Source organism: Enterococcus sp. DIV1758, from assembly GCF_051711985.1.
Taxonomy (GTDB): Bacteria; Bacillota; Bacilli; order Lactobacillales; family Enterococcaceae; genus Enterococcus; species Enterococcus faecalis.
In genome coordinates, this window is record NZ_JBIOOA010000001.1 from 340,381 (window position 1) to 355,011 (window position 14,631).

Here is a 14,631-nt window from a genome sequence, read left to right on the forward strand (position 1 = left end):
AAAAAAACCGCCTCTAGACAGAGACGATTGAGAGATAAATTGTTAGCGGGTCCTTCTGTGTGTATAAATAGAATTGCCGCCTTCTAAAACGTGAACAATTTCTTGTGCCATTTCTGCCACAGGCACGGGATCATAGCCAATAAATAAGTTCTTTAAAAAGGGGATTTTCTTAAAAAAATAAATACATTTACTAAAAAGTATGGTGCCGGTACGTTCTTGACCTACAAGTAAACTAGGATAAAAAATCACCGCTTCGGCGACTTCTTGGTGGATTAGTTCCTCCGCTGCCAATTTGGCATCCATATATTTTCTCAAAGGGAAAGGAACAGTATTGGCTGAAATAAATAAAAACTTAGCTGGCTTTTTTTGTTGTGCTAAAAAAGAGCTGATTTTTTTCACGGGCGTCAGAATTAGCCGTTGATAGGTTTTCTTTTTTCGTGGATTTTCAAATAAAATACCTACTGTATCAATGACCCAGTCAGCACGCTGGACTTGTTCTTGCCAATTCGTGTCACGAGTAACATCGGAGCATACCCACTGCACTTGGTGGCTCCAAGATGCGGAGAGCGTGGCAGGCTTTCCATGACGTGAAACACTGATGACTTGATGTTGGCGTTGGACTAAAATTTTTGCGATTTGTTGACCTAAAAAACCGCTACCGCCAAAAATAATGACTTTCATGGCAAGCCCTCACTTTCAATTGTTTCTTCTAGTGTACCTTAAATAAAAAAAGAAGCAAAAAATCTCGATTGCGCATAGTTTAGTTATAAATAACATAAAAATAACCTTTTTTGATTGTTGAAACACAAAGACCCAACAATGGTTGTTTATTGTCGTGAAATAAATAAAAAAATGAACAAAAATGAAATAAATCAGACTAAAGGCCTAGAGAAAGGCCCTTGTTTCTTGAATTCAAGCATGGTTAAATAGGTATAAGTGAACGACCGAGCAATTTAGTTTGTTGGGGAAAATAGACAGAATGAGGAGATGAAACGAAGAAAATGAAGAAGAAAACGATAATTATATTGGGGGCAGTTGCGGTAATTGCGGTTGGGGGCATCGTAACTGTGAATGCGTTAAATAAAAATGCACAACAAGTAGCTGTCAAGCAAGCGCCTAAAGATGACTGGGGAATTGACTATTTTGACGTTCCTGACTTGCAGCAAATTTATATTAATGGTGTCATCCAACCGGAACAAATGGAAGCCTTTGCGCGCGATCAAAAAATAACAAAGGATCCAGAGATTAAGGTGAAAAACGGCGATGTCGTAGATGCAGGCACAGAATTATTTACTTATGAAGATGAAGCGGTCACAAAAGAAATTGAGGCACAACAAAATAGCTTAGCCAAATTAGAAACGAAGCGGGCGAATATCTATAATAAGTGGAATCGGGCTATTGATAAATTTAATAAAACTAAAGAAGAAGACCGCACGATGTCTGGGGATGATTTAAATGAACAATATCAAACAGAAGTCGATGCGGTAGATGAAGAGATTACCTTCACCAATGAAACCTTAGCGGATTTAGGAGCGAAGCAATATATTTCCACAAAGGCTAATTTCAAAGGTCGCGTATCAATTCCAGAAGTAAAAGATACCAATTCACCGATTTTACGGTTAACTTCAGAAGATCTTTATTTAGCTGGGAAAGTGAATGAAAAGGACTTGACTAAAATTAGTGTTGGGCAAAAAGCTAAACTAACTTCTGTTTCCAATAATGTGGTTGTGGGTGGCTCAATTTCTTACATCGATGATAATCCTCCTGAAGGCAACAGCGATGCCGCGAGTGGCAATCCAGAGGGCGGCACAACGATGTCTAGTTATAGTGTCAAAATTGCGTTGGCCAATTTAGACAAAGTCAAAAATGGCTATCATATGCAAGCAACCATTGATTTAGGCGATTTAGGGGCGATTGAGTTACCGAAAAAAGCAATTCAAAAAGAGGGTGAACAGGCCTACGTTTTAGTGAATGATTTTGGAACCATCATTCGTCGTGATGTCCAAGTCGGGCAAGAAAATGGCGACAAAATGGCGATTGAATCTGGCTTAGAATCAGCCGACCGAGTGGTTATTTCTTCAAAAAAACCAGTAAAAGTCGGTGATATTGTGGAATCAGATGCAGCGATTGCTTCTGATGAATCAGCAACCAACGAATCAATGACAGATGCGTCGAAATAGGAGGGCTTGATGGTGGAAGCAAACAATACAAATCAACCCCTCATTGAATTGCGGGACATTAACAAGTTCTATCCAGTAGGTAAGGAAAAACTACATGTTTTAAAAGAATTGAACTTGACCATCCATCAAGGAGAGTTCATTTTAATCATGGGGAAGTCCGGTAGCGGTAAGACAACGCTGATGAACATTATTGGTTTCTTGGATCGCTTAACAGACGGAAGTTATCATTTCTCAGGAACAGATGTTTCAAAATTGTCTGAAAATAAAAAATCAGCCTTTCGCAATGAATATCTAGGATTTATTTTTCAACAATTTTTCTTGATTAATTCTTTAAATGTTAGTCAAAATGTTCAATTGCCCTGTGTTTATGAAGGGAAAAAAAGCCGCGCTGAGAAAAAAGCGATTGCTGAAAAATACCTAAAAATTGTCGGTTTGGAAACAAAAGCCAAATCAAAAGTTACTGAACTTTCTGGAGGACAGCAACAAAGAGTAGCCATTGCTCGTTCCTTGGTGAATGATCCATTATTGATTATGGCTGATGAACCGACTGGGGCATTGGATAGTGAAACGGGTACAGAAATTATGGAATTATTGAAAGAATTGAATGAACAGGGCAAAACAATTGTCATGGTGACACATGATGAAGATATGAAAAAATATGCCTCACGAGTGATTCATATGAAAGATGGTCGCTTTTTGGAAGAAGAGGTGATTAGATGATTGCTAATTTATTTGTTAGTACTTTTTTAAGCTTAAAGGCGCATAAGTTGCGGGTATTTTTAACGATGGTCGGGATTATTATTGGGATTACATCAGTCGTAACGATTTCTGCGCTAGGTGAAGGGATGAAGCGCCAAGTTGTGAAGGCATCCAGTGCAGTGAACGCGGATGTTTTGAAGATTCATTATACAATGTCGGATGGTAGCAGTGACAATTTTATGTCCTACGAAGAGCCAGATTATACGTTTAGCCGAGTGGACTTGAAAAAATTACAAGACATTCAAGGAATTGAAAGTATTTATCCTCAATATGGTGAATCAATGATGGGGGGCGGAGACAATTTGTTTGTACCAATGGATTATTTTGGGGCGCAAGCGAATTTATCCATTACGTCGACTAAAGGGCAGAATGATATTTTATATGGTCGTGATTTTCAACCGAGCGATGCAAATACAGATGCGATTGTCTTAAATCATGATATCTTTGAAGCGCAAATTCGGCTTGATGATCCTAGCCAACTCATTGGAAAAGCTGTTTCAATTGGTGGTTATATGTACAAGGTGATTGGTATTTTAGCACCAAAAGATTTAGATAGTTTTGGCATGAACGATGATTGGGCAACTGCTATGAGCAGTTTTGTTTCTCGAGAATCATACAATAAATTAGCGAAAACAAAAGCAATTAGTGGCATCAATATTAAGGTTCGTGAGGGAGCGGACCGGGAAGCAATTTTAGGACAGGCAATCACCATTTTAAGTGAAAATCATCCTGAAGTGAAAGGAACGTTTAAAGAAAATGACCAAGACCAACAACTCCAACAACAAATGGAAGAAATGGTCACGGGTATGACGATGTTTCTGATGGCAATTACTGCAATCTCCCTATTAGTCGGGGGAATTGGCGTCATGAACATCATGTATGTGTCTGTCACGGAACGGAAACGAGAAATCGGGATTCGTCGGGCCATTGGTGCTAAACCACGAGTCATTTTATTCCAATTTTTAATGGAAGCAGCGTTTATCACATTGATTGGTGGTTTGATCGGTGTCGGCTGCGGCTACTTATTGGCAACTGTGGTCGGTGGGTATATTTCGATTACGCCAATTATTACGCCGTCCATCTTTGCTATTTCAACATTGGTTTCGGTCTTCACAGGTATCTTTTTCGGGATTATTCCAGCAATTGGTGCCTCGAGGATGGATCCGATTAAAGCGATTTATAATTAAAAAGAAGAGCTTGGTAGTCACATCTTTTTTGATGATCCTATCAAGCTCGCTTTTTTATTTCATATCACTAAGAATTTTCTGAATCAATTCTTGTTGAAACTCTTTGGTATATTGTTCGGTGAGTTTCGCTTGTTCTTCTTGGGACATTGATGGATTCGCCATCATAGCGGCCATCATTTTTTTGCCAACTGTTTCAGTCCCTTCTTTTTTGATATCAGCGGCATGTTGTTCCATATATTTGCCTAATTTTTTGGCTTGATCAGCACTTAAAACTAGCCAGTCACTAGCAACGTTGAAGGTGTTTTCTTGTTTTGCAAATTGGTTATCGTTGTCAGCAAGGCCAAATAGTGTTTTGGCCCAAGACTCTTGATAGGACCATTTCGTCGTTTTTTGGACTAATGTGGCTTTTTGAGCATCTTTTTGAACTGTGTTTGTGACGTTTTCCGTTCCTGTTTTTTGTAGTTTCTTTTTATCTGGTGTGTTATATAAATAAACTTTTTCGGAACCATCGCCCAACGGCTGGTACAATAACATGTTGGGGCCATCTTTGCTTGCGCTACTGCTTTTTAGTTCAAACGTTTTGTCCTGAGTAACTTCGGTCATACCAAAATGATCTTTATCGTTTAAAACGATAAGACTTAACGAAGCTAAGAAGCCTAAACCAAAAATAACCATACAGAATTTATGCCAGACTTTTCGGCCAAATACATTTGTGTAGGCAAAGCCTAACACGCAAAGGATTAAAAGAAAAATAATCATTATTTCATTGCACCTACTTCCTTAACCGGCATCGCTTCTTTTTTATTTAAGAAGAAAGTAATCGCCAAGCCGAGAACGCCAAAGATTGTTGCCACGAAGAAGGCTGCGTGATAGCCGTTTAATGTTGCGTTTGTTGCTTGATCGCGATAAGCGAGTGGGGCTGTTTTTAATAAGTCTGATGCAGGTAAGCCGCCTTTGGTAACATTTGTTAAAACACTAATCAAAACAGCTGTTCCAATTGAGCTGGCTACTTGTCGGAAGGTGTTGTTTACAGCAGTTCCGTGACTTAATAAATTCATTGGTAAAGCATTCATGCCAGAAGTTGTCACAGGCATCATGACCATCGAAATACCAAACATCCGAATCGCATATAGGACAATGATATAAATAATAGGTGTTGCTTTTGTTAAGAAAGCAAACGGTAACGTTGCAGCTGTTAAAATAAACATCCCGGTAATCGCAAGACGACGGGCACCAATTTTATCAAAAATGCGACCAGTTACTGGCATCATAAGTCCCATGACTAACGCTCCTGGTAAAAGCATTAACCCTGAATGGAAGGCAGATTCGCCACGAATATTTTGGATATACAAAGGTAAAACCATTTCGGCACCAATCATTGCCATGTTGGTTACGCCAGATAAAATGGCCGCAACAGTAAAGACTTTTGATTTAAAAACGCGTAGTTCTAAGAAAGGTTGTTCTAAATGCAATTGTCGATATGTAAAAAGACATAAAACAATCGCACCAACAATTAAGAATCCATAGACTTGCGGGCTACCCCAACCTTTATCACCAACGCTTGAGAAGCCGTAAAGTAAGCTACCAAAGCCGAGAGTAGAAAGAATGACCGATAAGACATCGATACTTGGATTAGATAATTGGATGACATTTTTCATTAAGAATGAAGCCAAAATTAGGACTAAAACGACAATTGGAATGACCATCCCAAAAAGGTCACGCCATGTATAAGAATCAATAATCCAACCAGATAATGTTGGACCTAAAGCGGGTGCTAATCCGATAACAATTCCCGTTGTGCCCATGGCAGCGCCACGTTTTTCAGGCGGGAAAATTGAAAGCATAATTGTTTGTAAAAGAGGCATAGATACGCCGACCCCTGCGGCTTGAACAAGACGTCCAGTCAATAACATGCCGAAGTCTTGCGCTACAAAACAGATGATGGTTCCGATTAAGAACGTTGACATCGCTGTTATGTATAATTTTTTTGAACTAAATTTGTTAATCAACCAAGCACTGATGGGAATCATAATGCCGTTCACAAGTAGGAATCCAGTGGTTAGCCACTGTACACTTGAAGCTGAGATATCAAATTCTTTCATTAATGTAGGTAAGGCCGTCGTTAAAAGTGTTTGGTTTAAAATCGTACAAAATGTTCCGATTAGTAAAACGCCGACTAGTAACGACCGGTTATAAGGTTTTCCGTGAATATCCACAGGTTGTTGTGAAGTCACATATATCGCTCCTTTTTCTGTAAGTTTCAAATTAAATTGCATTAACTACTTTACAACTAATTAGAATCTTTGTCAACTTACTTGACAAAGGTGTAAAAAAAACTACAATTAAGGAAAGGATAAGGGAAAGGAAGTTAAACTAATGTGGTCAAAAATGATTCAGCGTTTATTAAATGAAGAAAATTTGTTGATAGGAATTAGTGAACTAAGTGAAATTGCTGAAGTTTCGCCACGTCAACTTCGTTATTGGGAAGAAAAAGGGTATATTTCTTCTATTGCGAAAGACGCAAACGGTCCACGGAAATATCGATTACATACAGTCGTCAAAGTGCATTGGATCAAGCGTTTTTTAGATGAAGGATATACGTTACAAAGTGCGGTGGAAAAAGCAGAAGAGCAGCATCGTAATGTGGGGATGACGAAAAAAATCTTTAGTCAAATGTTTCATGGTATCTCAGAAGTTTGTCCCAATTACGTAGCGATTGATTTGGGCGATTTCGATGAAGAACAAAAATTATATGTCGTATTTAATGAAACCACAGAAGTCAGTGAGTATCTTTTAATTCCTAAGGATGCAGATGTTTCTGATGAGTTAAAGAAAAGAAAATAAGAATGAAATAGGACTGGGAGAAAGACCTGAAGTGAAAGTAAAACGTTACTGAATGAATCTTCGAGTTCTTTTTTTCTTGCAATTTCTTTATTTTTCTATATAATTTCTTATATGGAAAAGGAGGGTTTCGATGAAAGAAACAAAACCTTACGGAACAGTCTTGTTAAAAGCGGCTAAAATCATGGACTGTCTAAGTTTACAACCCGATCAAACCTTACAGGAAATTGCAAAGAATACCGAAATGACGGCATCAACGGCAATCAAAATTTTAGAAACCTTAACATTAATTGGCTATGTTCAAAAAGACACGAACAAGACGTACCGCTTAGGAACAAAATTGATTCGCTATGCGAATCAAAGTGTGGAGCAAATCGATTTAGCTGAAATTGCGGTACCTTATTTAGAAAACCTTCAAAATACGGTCGATGAAACCATTCATTTAGGGATTTTAAATAATAATGAAATTCTGTATATCAATAAATTAGAACCGAAAAATCAAACGATTCGCATGTCCTCGAAAGTGGGAATTACTCGGCCGTTGTATAATTCGGCCATGGGTAAAGCCGTTTTAGCAGAATTTTCGGAAGAACAAGTGCAACAATATTTAGACACGCAGACATTAATTCCCTATACCGAAAATACGATTACCAATCCCTTGCGTTTGAAAAAAGAATTAAAACAAGTGCAACAAACGGGGGTTGCTTACGATGATGAAGAAATTGAACAAGATATTTTCTGTAGCGGAGTATCTTTAATGAAAGATGGCGAAATTGCGGGTGCTTTTAGTGTAAGCATGCCGAAATATCGTTTGACAGAGGAAAATAAAACGACGATTAATCAAGCCCTTTTAGCAACAAAAGCAGCGATTGAAGCGAAATTATAGTAGAAAAAGAAAGCCAAACAAAAGTCGATTGAGATTTTTGTTTGGCTTTCTTTTTTTATTTTTATAAAAACGTTTGCATTTTCTTTTTTTATCTGTATAATGAAGTTGTGAATTTCTTTATAATAAATATATATTTCTAAATAAGAAATGAGGGAGTCTGTTGAAGCGAGTATCAATTTTACAAAAATTAGAAAATGCTGGCGTGATTGCTGTGGTTCGCGGAAAGACAAAAGAGGAAGCGCTAAAAGCTAGTCAAGCTATTGTAGCCGGCGGTATGCGGGGGATTGAGTTAACCTTTACTGTTCCTCAAGCAACAGAAGTGATTCAGGAATTAGTTGCGTTATACAAAGAAAATCCTGACGTAGTCATTGGTGCGGGGACAGTTTTGGATGCTACGACTGCTCGTTTAGCTATTGTAGCAGGGGCTGAATATATTGTGAGTCCAAGCTTCGATGAAGAAACCGCTAAAATTTGCAATTTATATCAAGTTCCCTACTTGCCAGGCTGTATGACCATCACAGAAATGAAAGAAGCACTGAAAAGCGGAGCAGATATTATTAAACTATTTCCGGGAAGTGTTTATGGACCGAGTGTTATTTCGGCATTTAAAGCGCCATTGCCTCAGTTAAATATTATGCCAACGGGTGGTGTCAGTTTGGAAAATATGGCCGAGTGGTTTGCTGCAGGTGTGACGGCCGTCGGTGTTGGTGGCAATCTGTTAGCGCCAGCAGCAACTGGGGATTTTGAAAAAGTTCGTGAGGTTGCCCAAGCCTATATGGAAAAATTCCAAGCAATCAAAGGAGTGTAGGCACATGGGGAAAGTCGTAACATTGGGAGAAATCATGTTGCGTTTGTCCACGCCTGTCGGAATACGCGTAGCACAAACAGAAAATTTTGCTGTACATTACGGCGGTGGTGAAGCGAATGTAGCGATTTCGTTAGCGAACTATGGCCACCAAGTGACGTTTGCTAGTAAAGTGCCCGATAATTCATTAGGAGAAGCCGCCAAAAAGCATTTAAGTCGTTATGGGGTTTCAACGGAATTTGTACGAACTGGCGGAACACGCCTAGGAACATATTACTTGGAAACTGGTACAGGAGAACGAGCAGCCAGTGTTGTCTACGATCGCGCCTATTCAAGCTTTGCTCAAATCGAAGAAATGGAATGGGACTTACATGAGCTGTTTTCAGGAGTAGAGATCTTTCATATTTCAGGGATTACAGCGGCGTTATCAAAAAATTGGCAAAGTATGACGGTTGCGCTAGTTAAAGCAGCGAAGCAAGCAGGGTGCCAAGTAAGTTTTGACATTAATTATCGAGGGAAACTTTGGTCCCAGAAAGAAGCGAGCGTGGCATTGAAGGCCATTCTTCCATTTGTTGATATTTGTTCAGCTGGGGTATTAGATGCTCGTTATTTACTGGAGATTCCAGAACCAGAGGAAGAACTTGAAGACGCATTAACGTGGTACTACCGAAAAATGCAAGAACGTTATCCCAACATTCAAGTATTTTATTCAACCAAACGTCAAGTACACTCAGCGACAGATAATGAATTAATCGGAACGCTATGGTACAAAGGTGCGTATTATACGTCCAAATGTCATCGATTACAACCGATTGTTGACCGTGTCGGTGCCGGTGATGCGTTTGCTGGTGGGGTTTTACATGGTTTATTAGCTGACTATGATCCACAAACCTGCATTGATTTTGCGACAGCGGCTAGTGCGTTAAAACATACTGTCCATGGTGATTGTAATCAATTTAGTCAAAAAGAAGTCCTTGCTTTTTTGGCAACGGGCTCAGGAAAAATAAATAGATAGGAGATTTTAGTTATGCAAAATATGGAAACACGTTATACACATAGTCCGGCGGATATCCGTCACTATTCAACAGAACAATTGAGAGATGAATTTTTAGTAGAGAAAGTTTTTATTCCAGGTGCAATCAGCTTAACCTACACACATAATGATCGGATGATTTTTGGTGGTGTGACACCGACCACAGAAGAATTAGAAATTATTTTGGACAAAGAATTAGGGGTTGACTATTTCTTAGAACGCCGTGAACTAGGGGTTATTAATATTGGGGGACCAGGCTTTATTGAAATTGATGGCGCCAAAGAAACAATGAAAAAACAAGATGGCTATTATATTGGGAAAGAAACAAAACATGTTCGTTTTTCTTCAGAAAACCCTGATAATCCAGCGAAATTTTACATTAGTTGTGTGCCAGCACATCATAAATATCCCAACGTAAAAATTAGTATTGATGAAATTACCCCAATGGAAACGGGTGATCCATTAACATTGAACCAACGTAAAATTTACCAATACATTCATCCGAACGTTTGTGAAAGTTGCCAGTTACAAATGGGCTACACCATTTTAGAACCAGGTAGCGCTTGGAATACAATGCCTTGTCATACACATGAACGTCGTATGGAAGCGTATGTTTATTTTGATATGGAAGAAGATACGCGGATTTTCCACATGATGGGTAAACCAGATGAAACGAAACATTTAGTAATGAGTAATGAACAAGCAGCCATTTCACCAAGCTGGTCAATTCATTCTGGGGTTGGTACAAGTAATTATTCCTTTATTTGGGCCATGTGCGGAGAAAATATTACGTACACAGACATGGATATGGTTGCAATGGATCAATTAAAATAAACTAAAGAAAGAGGAGAAAACATGGAATTTAAAATGAATGATTTTCAATTAGATGGAAAAGTAGCGTTAATTACAGGTGCTGTTTATGGGATTGGCTTTGAGATTGCGAAATCCCTAGCGGAAGCAGGAGCAACAATTGTTTTTAATAACTTATCTCCTGAATCAGTTAAACAAGGCTTGGAAAATTATCGGGCCGCAGGGATTGAAGCACGTGGTTATGTGTGTGATGTCACTGATGAAGAGCAAGTTCAAGCGATGGTTGCTCAGATTAAAGAAGAAGTCGGCTCTATTGATATTTTAGTCAATAATGCGGGAATTATTAAACGAATTCCAATGGTGGATATGTCAGCAGAAGAGTTCCGTCAAGTGATTGATGTTGACTTGAATGCGCCATTTATTATGGCAAAAGCGGTTATTCCAGATATGATTGAAAAGGGTCATGGCAAAATTATCAATATCTGTTCAATGATGAGTGAACTAGGTCGTGAAACAGTTAGTGCGTACGCAGCAGCAAAAGGCGGACTAAAAATGTTAACGAAAAATATTGCTTCTGAATATGGACAATATAATATTCAATGTAATGGGATTGGACCTGGCTACATTGAAACGCCACAGACGGCGCCATTAAGAGAACCAGAACATCCATTTAACGAATTCATCTTGGGTCGAACACCTGCTAATCGTTGGGGTACACCAGCAGACTTAGCTGGCCCAGCAGTTTTCTTAGCATCTAACGCTTCTGACTTTGTTAACGGACATATCTTATATGTTGATGGTGGAATTTTAGCTTATATTGGGAAACAACCATAAAAAATAAGTAAAAGGAGCGAGACTAGCAATCTCGCTCCTTTACTTATGGCTAGCCTTCTACTAAAAACTCACATAAAAGAAAGAAGCAATCGCCACAGCAAATGAAATAATAGCAAACACTAAACTGCTCCATAGTCCTAACAGAATAAATGGTGAGGTTCTTTTGCCGCCCTCTTTCTTTAAGTAGGCAAATGTCCGTCCAGTAACAATGAATTGCCAGATACTAATCAATAAAAAAATACCGCCAATTAAGTAACGCATGTCCTCGTCCTCCTTCTATTTAGTATACCACTTGATGAAAACGTTATCAAAAAGCTGTATAAAAAAGTTGCCTTTCAAAAAAGAGAAAGGCAACTTTTTTGACGGTTTAACGGACGTCACCCATTAAGTTTTGGATTGGTTTTTTCACAATGAATAAGAGAATCCCAGCAACGACAGCTACAAGTCCGACAATCCCAAAATATGCTGACTCTGTTCCAGGTGTATAGAAACGAGCAATTTGAGCGTTAATGGCTTGTGAAGCGGCATCTGCTAATAACCAAATAGCAACGGTTTGAGCTTCGAAAGCTTTCGGTGCTAATTTTGTAGTAATCGATAAGCCAACGGGAGATAAACACATTTCTCCGACAATCATAATGAAGAAACTAAAGAATAACCAAAGTGGACTCACCCGTCCTTCGGTACCATAAAGTATACCTGGCAACATTAATAAGACGAAGGAAAGACCAGCAAAGACTAGCCCTAGTGAAAACTTCACAACTGTTGATGGTTGACGTTTGCCTAGTTTTGTCCATAATGTAACAAAAATAGGGGTCAAAATAACTACGAATACAGGATTTAATGATTGGAACCAGCTAGCGGCAATCGGGAAGCCAAACAAACTCGTTTGCGTCCGTTCATTTGCAAATAGAGCAAGAATAGACGAACCTTGTTCTTCCAATGACCAGAAAACAATTGCTGCTAAGAATAATGGCAAGTAAGCCAGAACTTTTGGTTTTTCTTCAGCAGTGACATCTTTAGACGTTAACATTTTGCTGAAATAATAAACAGGTAACAGGATTCCTAACACGCTGATGGTATTAATAAAGAAATCAATTGTTAAATGTCCTGTGAAATAGGCGCCACCAAAAATAAGTAAAGCAACGACAATTGCCAACATAAATGCTTTAGCAAATTTCTTTTGCTCTTCTTTAGACATTGGATTAGTTGGGGCCTGACCAATCCCAGCAAGAGATTTACGTCCTTGGAAATAATATTGTAGTAGCCCGAAGAACATCCCTACTGCGGCAACGGAAAAGCCTAAATGATAATTATATTCTTGTCCTAAAGTTCCGACAACAAGGGGAGCGATTAAGGCTCCGATATTAATCCCCATGTAAAAAATGGAGAAGCCTGCATCTCTACGTAAGTCAGTTTTTGAATAAAGATGGCCAACCATCCCTGAAACGTTTGGTTTTAACATCCCAGTCCCAAATACAATTAACATAATAGAAACGAATAAGGCGGGGACACCAAATGGGGTAGCGAGAACAATATGTCCAGCAATGATTAACAAACCACCAATAAAAACAGTTTTCCTTGAACCTAAGACACGGTCAGAGACCCAACCGCCAATGATACTGGACATGAAAACCATTGATCCATAAATGGACATGATGGCTAAGGCAGTTGCTTTGGGGAGACCTAAACCGCCATTGGCTACGGTATCGTAAATGTAATACATTAGAATAGCACGCATGCCGTAGTAACTGAAACGTTCCCACATTTCTGTGAAGAACAGTGTTGCTAGTCCTTTCGGTTGTCCCAGAAAGGATTTGTCTAATTTCTCAAGTTGTTCTTTGTCACTCATAGATAAAACTCCAATTCTTATAATATTCAGAATATTTGATAATAAAATGACTTAAATGTAGATTCATATATTTTATTACTCATAGATTGGAAAATAGAAAGAGAAAAAACTGATTACGTTTTTAAATAACAAGCGTTCGAGCGATTGTTTGTTTTTTATTCGTGAATTATGATAAAAATGAATATTTATTCTGCTTTATTTTCAATACTTTGTTTTCACAGTCGTTTTAGCTGTTCTTTTTTTGAATAAGATTAAAATGAATAAATAACAAGCGAAATATAAGATTTTTTTGTTTAACTCTTTTTTTTCAATAGGAAGTGCTTAGTGTTTTTTCAGAATCGAAAAAGCGAATACGACAAAAAATTTATCTATATATATAGAAGGAAAAATAAAAATAGTGAATGATAAAAAAATTCAAAGAAAACACCTGTTCTTTTTAGGCGTGAGTTTTTTAAAAAAACATTCTCATGTCTAGTATCTTTAACATTTTGTTACTTTTTGACTGAAACGAATGTAAAAAAACCGACATTTAATGGCTAATCAAGGGTTAGAAAACGGTTTCTCGAAAATAAAATCCTGTTTTTTTAACTTTTTTTTGCAAAATATAAACAGGATAATATCAAGCTTCCAGTAGCTTTTTATTACAAAATGTAACAAAACCGACATTCTAGTAATAAATTGTCACGAGATATTCACCTACGGCCGGCCATTCGATGATAAAGTATGTGAAGTCGTTTCGATAAAGCGAAGCAGACGTGGTTGTTGCCGAGAGCTAAGAGCAACAATCAAATATTTTTAATTACAAAGGAGAAACATACATGAAATCAATCAAAACGATTTTACTTGGAACAACTTTGGCCGCAGGTTTAGGATTATTCTTAGGAACAGACGCAAACGCAGAAAGCTTATATACAGTTAAAGCAGGAGATACTTTATCAACAATTTCTCATCAATTTGCAGGAGACAATAGCTTAATTCAAAAAATTGCTTCTGATAACAAATTGCCAAACCTTGATTTAATTTTTGAAGGGGAACAATTAGTTATTCGTTCAGAAAAAGAAGTTGCTAATACTCCAGCACCAGCTGTAGAAGTTGCACCAGTTCAACAAGTAGTTGAACAACCTGTTGCACAACCAGTACAACAAGAAGTACAACAACCTGTTGCTCAAGAAGTAGCGCAACCAGCAGCACCTGCCGCAAGCAGTGATGCAAAAGAGTGGATCGCACAACGTGAATCTAGTGGTTCTTACGATGCAACAAACGGTCAGTATATCGGTCGTTACCAATTATCTGCCTCTTATTTAAATGGTGACTATTCACCTGCCAACCAAGAACGCGTGGCAGATCAGTACGTAGCAGGTCGCTATGGTTCATGGGATGCAGCTAAATCATTCTGGTTAGCAAATGGTTGGTACTAAAATTAAATAAACGAAGTAATCTAATTACT

15 protein-coding genes are annotated in these 14,631 nt (G+C 38.2%); 10 read left to right on the forward strand and 5 right to left on the reverse strand.

Annotated features, from left to right (window positions below):
- Positions 1–42 precede the first annotated feature (42 nt).
- Positions 43–681: an NAD(P)H-binding protein gene (locus tag IGJ52_RS01780; RefSeq protein ID WP_002358396.1), complete on the reverse strand. Its 639-nt coding sequence runs from the start codon at positions 679–681 to the stop codon at positions 43–45.
- A 320-nt stretch (positions 682–1,001) separates the two neighbouring features.
- Between IGJ52_RS01780 and IGJ52_RS01785 the strand changes: the two genes are divergently transcribed.
- Genes IGJ52_RS01785 through IGJ52_RS01795 form a run of 3 tightly spaced genes read left to right on the forward strand, consistent with a single transcriptional unit; the run spans position 1,002 to position 4,126 of the window.
- Positions 1,002–2,180 (forward strand): efflux RND transporter periplasmic adaptor subunit, encoded by a 1,179-nt coding sequence (locus IGJ52_RS01785; RefSeq protein WP_438791849.1) that lies wholly within the window; start codon positions 1,002–1,004, stop codon positions 2,178–2,180.
- 9 nt (positions 2,181–2,189) lie between these two features.
- On the forward strand, positions 2,190–2,900 hold the full coding sequence (locus IGJ52_RS01790; RefSeq protein WP_002383683.1) for an ABC transporter ATP-binding protein: 711 nt from the start codon (positions 2,190–2,192) through the stop codon (positions 2,898–2,900).
- Positions 2,897–4,126 (forward strand): ABC transporter permease, encoded by a 1,230-nt coding sequence (locus IGJ52_RS01795; protein WP_033601159.1) that lies wholly within the window; start codon positions 2,897–2,899, stop codon positions 4,124–4,126. Before IGJ52_RS01790 ends, IGJ52_RS01795 begins: the two co-directional genes overlap by 4 nt.
- A gap of 54 nt (positions 4,127–4,180) precedes the next feature.
- On the opposite strand, the gene IGJ52_RS01800 is transcribed toward IGJ52_RS01795, so the two are convergent.
- Positions 4,181–4,885, reverse strand: coding sequence for a DUF4811 domain-containing protein (locus IGJ52_RS01800; protein WP_438791850.1), 705 nt, complete (start codon positions 4,883–4,885; stop codon positions 4,181–4,183).
- Positions 4,885–6,402, reverse strand: coding sequence for an MDR family MFS transporter (locus IGJ52_RS01805; protein ID WP_002419220.1), 1,518 nt, complete (start codon positions 6,400–6,402; stop codon positions 4,885–4,887). Before IGJ52_RS01805 ends, IGJ52_RS01800 begins: the two co-directional genes overlap by 1 nt.
- Before the next feature lie 100 nt (positions 6,403–6,502).
- Between IGJ52_RS01805 and IGJ52_RS01810 the strand changes: the two genes are divergently transcribed.
- The 6 genes from IGJ52_RS01810 (at position 6,503) to IGJ52_RS01835 (ending at position 11,335) form a co-directional block, all read left to right on the forward strand.
- Positions 6,503–6,970, forward strand: coding sequence for a MerR family transcriptional regulator (locus tag IGJ52_RS01810; protein WP_002383688.1), 468 nt, complete (start codon positions 6,503–6,505; stop codon positions 6,968–6,970).
- A 130-nt stretch (positions 6,971–7,100) separates the two neighbouring features.
- Positions 7,101–7,853, forward strand: coding sequence for an IclR family transcriptional regulator (locus IGJ52_RS01815; protein ID WP_002355294.1), 753 nt, complete (start codon positions 7,101–7,103; stop codon positions 7,851–7,853).
- 160 nt (positions 7,854–8,013) lie between these two features.
- Positions 8,014–8,661, forward strand: coding sequence for a bifunctional 4-hydroxy-2-oxoglutarate aldolase/2-dehydro-3-deoxy-phosphogluconate aldolase (locus IGJ52_RS01820; protein ID WP_002397542.1), 648 nt, complete (start codon positions 8,014–8,016; stop codon positions 8,659–8,661).
- A 4-nt stretch (positions 8,662–8,665) separates the two neighbouring features.
- On the forward strand, positions 8,666–9,673 hold the full coding sequence (locus IGJ52_RS01825) for a PfkB family carbohydrate kinase (protein WP_438791851.1): 1,008 nt from the start codon (positions 8,666–8,668) through the stop codon (positions 9,671–9,673).
- A 12-nt stretch (positions 9,674–9,685) separates the two neighbouring features.
- Positions 9,686–10,525 (forward strand): 5-dehydro-4-deoxy-D-glucuronate isomerase, encoded by an 840-nt coding sequence (gene kduI / locus IGJ52_RS01830; RefSeq protein WP_002355301.1) that lies wholly within the window; start codon positions 9,686–9,688, stop codon positions 10,523–10,525.
- 21 nt (positions 10,526–10,546) lie between these two features.
- Positions 10,547–11,335 (forward strand): gluconate 5-dehydrogenase, encoded by a 789-nt coding sequence (locus IGJ52_RS01835; protein ID WP_438791852.1) that lies wholly within the window; start codon positions 10,547–10,549, stop codon positions 11,333–11,335.
- 60 nt (positions 11,336–11,395) lie between these two features.
- Here IGJ52_RS01835 and IGJ52_RS01840 read toward each other — a convergent pair whose 3' ends face one another.
- Positions 11,396–11,596, reverse strand: a complete 201-nt coding sequence (locus IGJ52_RS01840; protein WP_010717459.1) for an immunity protein PlnM — start codon at positions 11,594–11,596, stop codon at positions 11,396–11,398.
- Positions 11,597–11,702: 106 nt separating this feature from the next.
- Positions 11,703–13,184 carry a peptide MFS transporter gene (locus IGJ52_RS01845; RefSeq protein WP_438791853.1) on the reverse strand — a complete coding sequence of 494 codons (1,482 nt, stop codon included), beginning with the start codon at positions 13,182–13,184 and terminating at the stop codon, positions 11,703–11,705.
- Positions 13,185–14,002: 818 nt separating this feature from the next.
- On the opposite strand from IGJ52_RS01845, the gene IGJ52_RS01850 reads away from it, so the two are divergent.
- Positions 14,003–14,602, forward strand: a complete 600-nt coding sequence (locus tag IGJ52_RS01850) for a LysM peptidoglycan-binding domain-containing protein (RefSeq protein WP_002355317.1) — start codon at positions 14,003–14,005, stop codon at positions 14,600–14,602.
- Positions 14,603–14,631 lie beyond the last annotated feature (29 nt).

Coding starts and splice junctions, on each gene's coding strand:
- IGJ52_RS01780 (WP_002358396.1), bottom strand. CDS start 681: ATGAAAGTCATTATTTTTGGCGGTAGCGGTTTTTTAGGTCAACAAATC.
- IGJ52_RS01785 (WP_438791849.1), top strand. CDS start 1,002: ATGAAGAAGAAAACGATAATTATATTGGGGGCAGTTGCGGTAATTGCG.
- IGJ52_RS01790 (WP_002383683.1), top strand. CDS start 2,190: ATGGTGGAAGCAAACAATACAAATCAACCCCTCATTGAATTGCGGGAC.
- IGJ52_RS01795 (WP_033601159.1), top strand. CDS start 2,897: ATGATTGCTAATTTATTTGTTAGTACTTTTTTAAGCTTAAAGGCGCAT.
- IGJ52_RS01800 (WP_438791850.1), bottom strand. CDS start 4,885: ATGATTATTTTTCTTTTAATCCTTTGCGTGTTAGGCTTTGCCTACACA.
- IGJ52_RS01805 (WP_002419220.1), bottom strand. CDS start 6,402: ATGCAATTTAATTTGAAACTTACAGAAAAAGGAGCGATATATGTGACT.
- IGJ52_RS01810 (WP_002383688.1), top strand. CDS start 6,503: ATGTGGTCAAAAATGATTCAGCGTTTATTAAATGAAGAAAATTTGTTG.
- IGJ52_RS01815 (WP_002355294.1), top strand. CDS start 7,101: ATGAAAGAAACAAAACCTTACGGAACAGTCTTGTTAAAAGCGGCTAAA.
- IGJ52_RS01825 (WP_438791851.1), top strand. CDS start 8,666: ATGGGGAAAGTCGTAACATTGGGAGAAATCATGTTGCGTTTGTCCACG.
- kduI (WP_002355301.1), top strand. CDS start 9,686: ATGCAAAATATGGAAACACGTTATACACATAGTCCGGCGGATATCCGT.
- IGJ52_RS01835 (WP_438791852.1), top strand. CDS start 10,547: ATGGAATTTAAAATGAATGATTTTCAATTAGATGGAAAAGTAGCGTTA.
- IGJ52_RS01840 (WP_010717459.1), bottom strand. CDS start 11,596: ATGCGTTACTTAATTGGCGGTATTTTTTTATTGATTAGTATCTGGCAA.
- IGJ52_RS01845 (WP_438791853.1), bottom strand. CDS start 13,184: ATGAGTGACAAAGAACAACTTGAGAAATTAGACAAATCCTTTCTGGGA.
- IGJ52_RS01850 (WP_002355317.1), top strand. CDS start 14,003: ATGAAATCAATCAAAACGATTTTACTTGGAACAACTTTGGCCGCAGGT.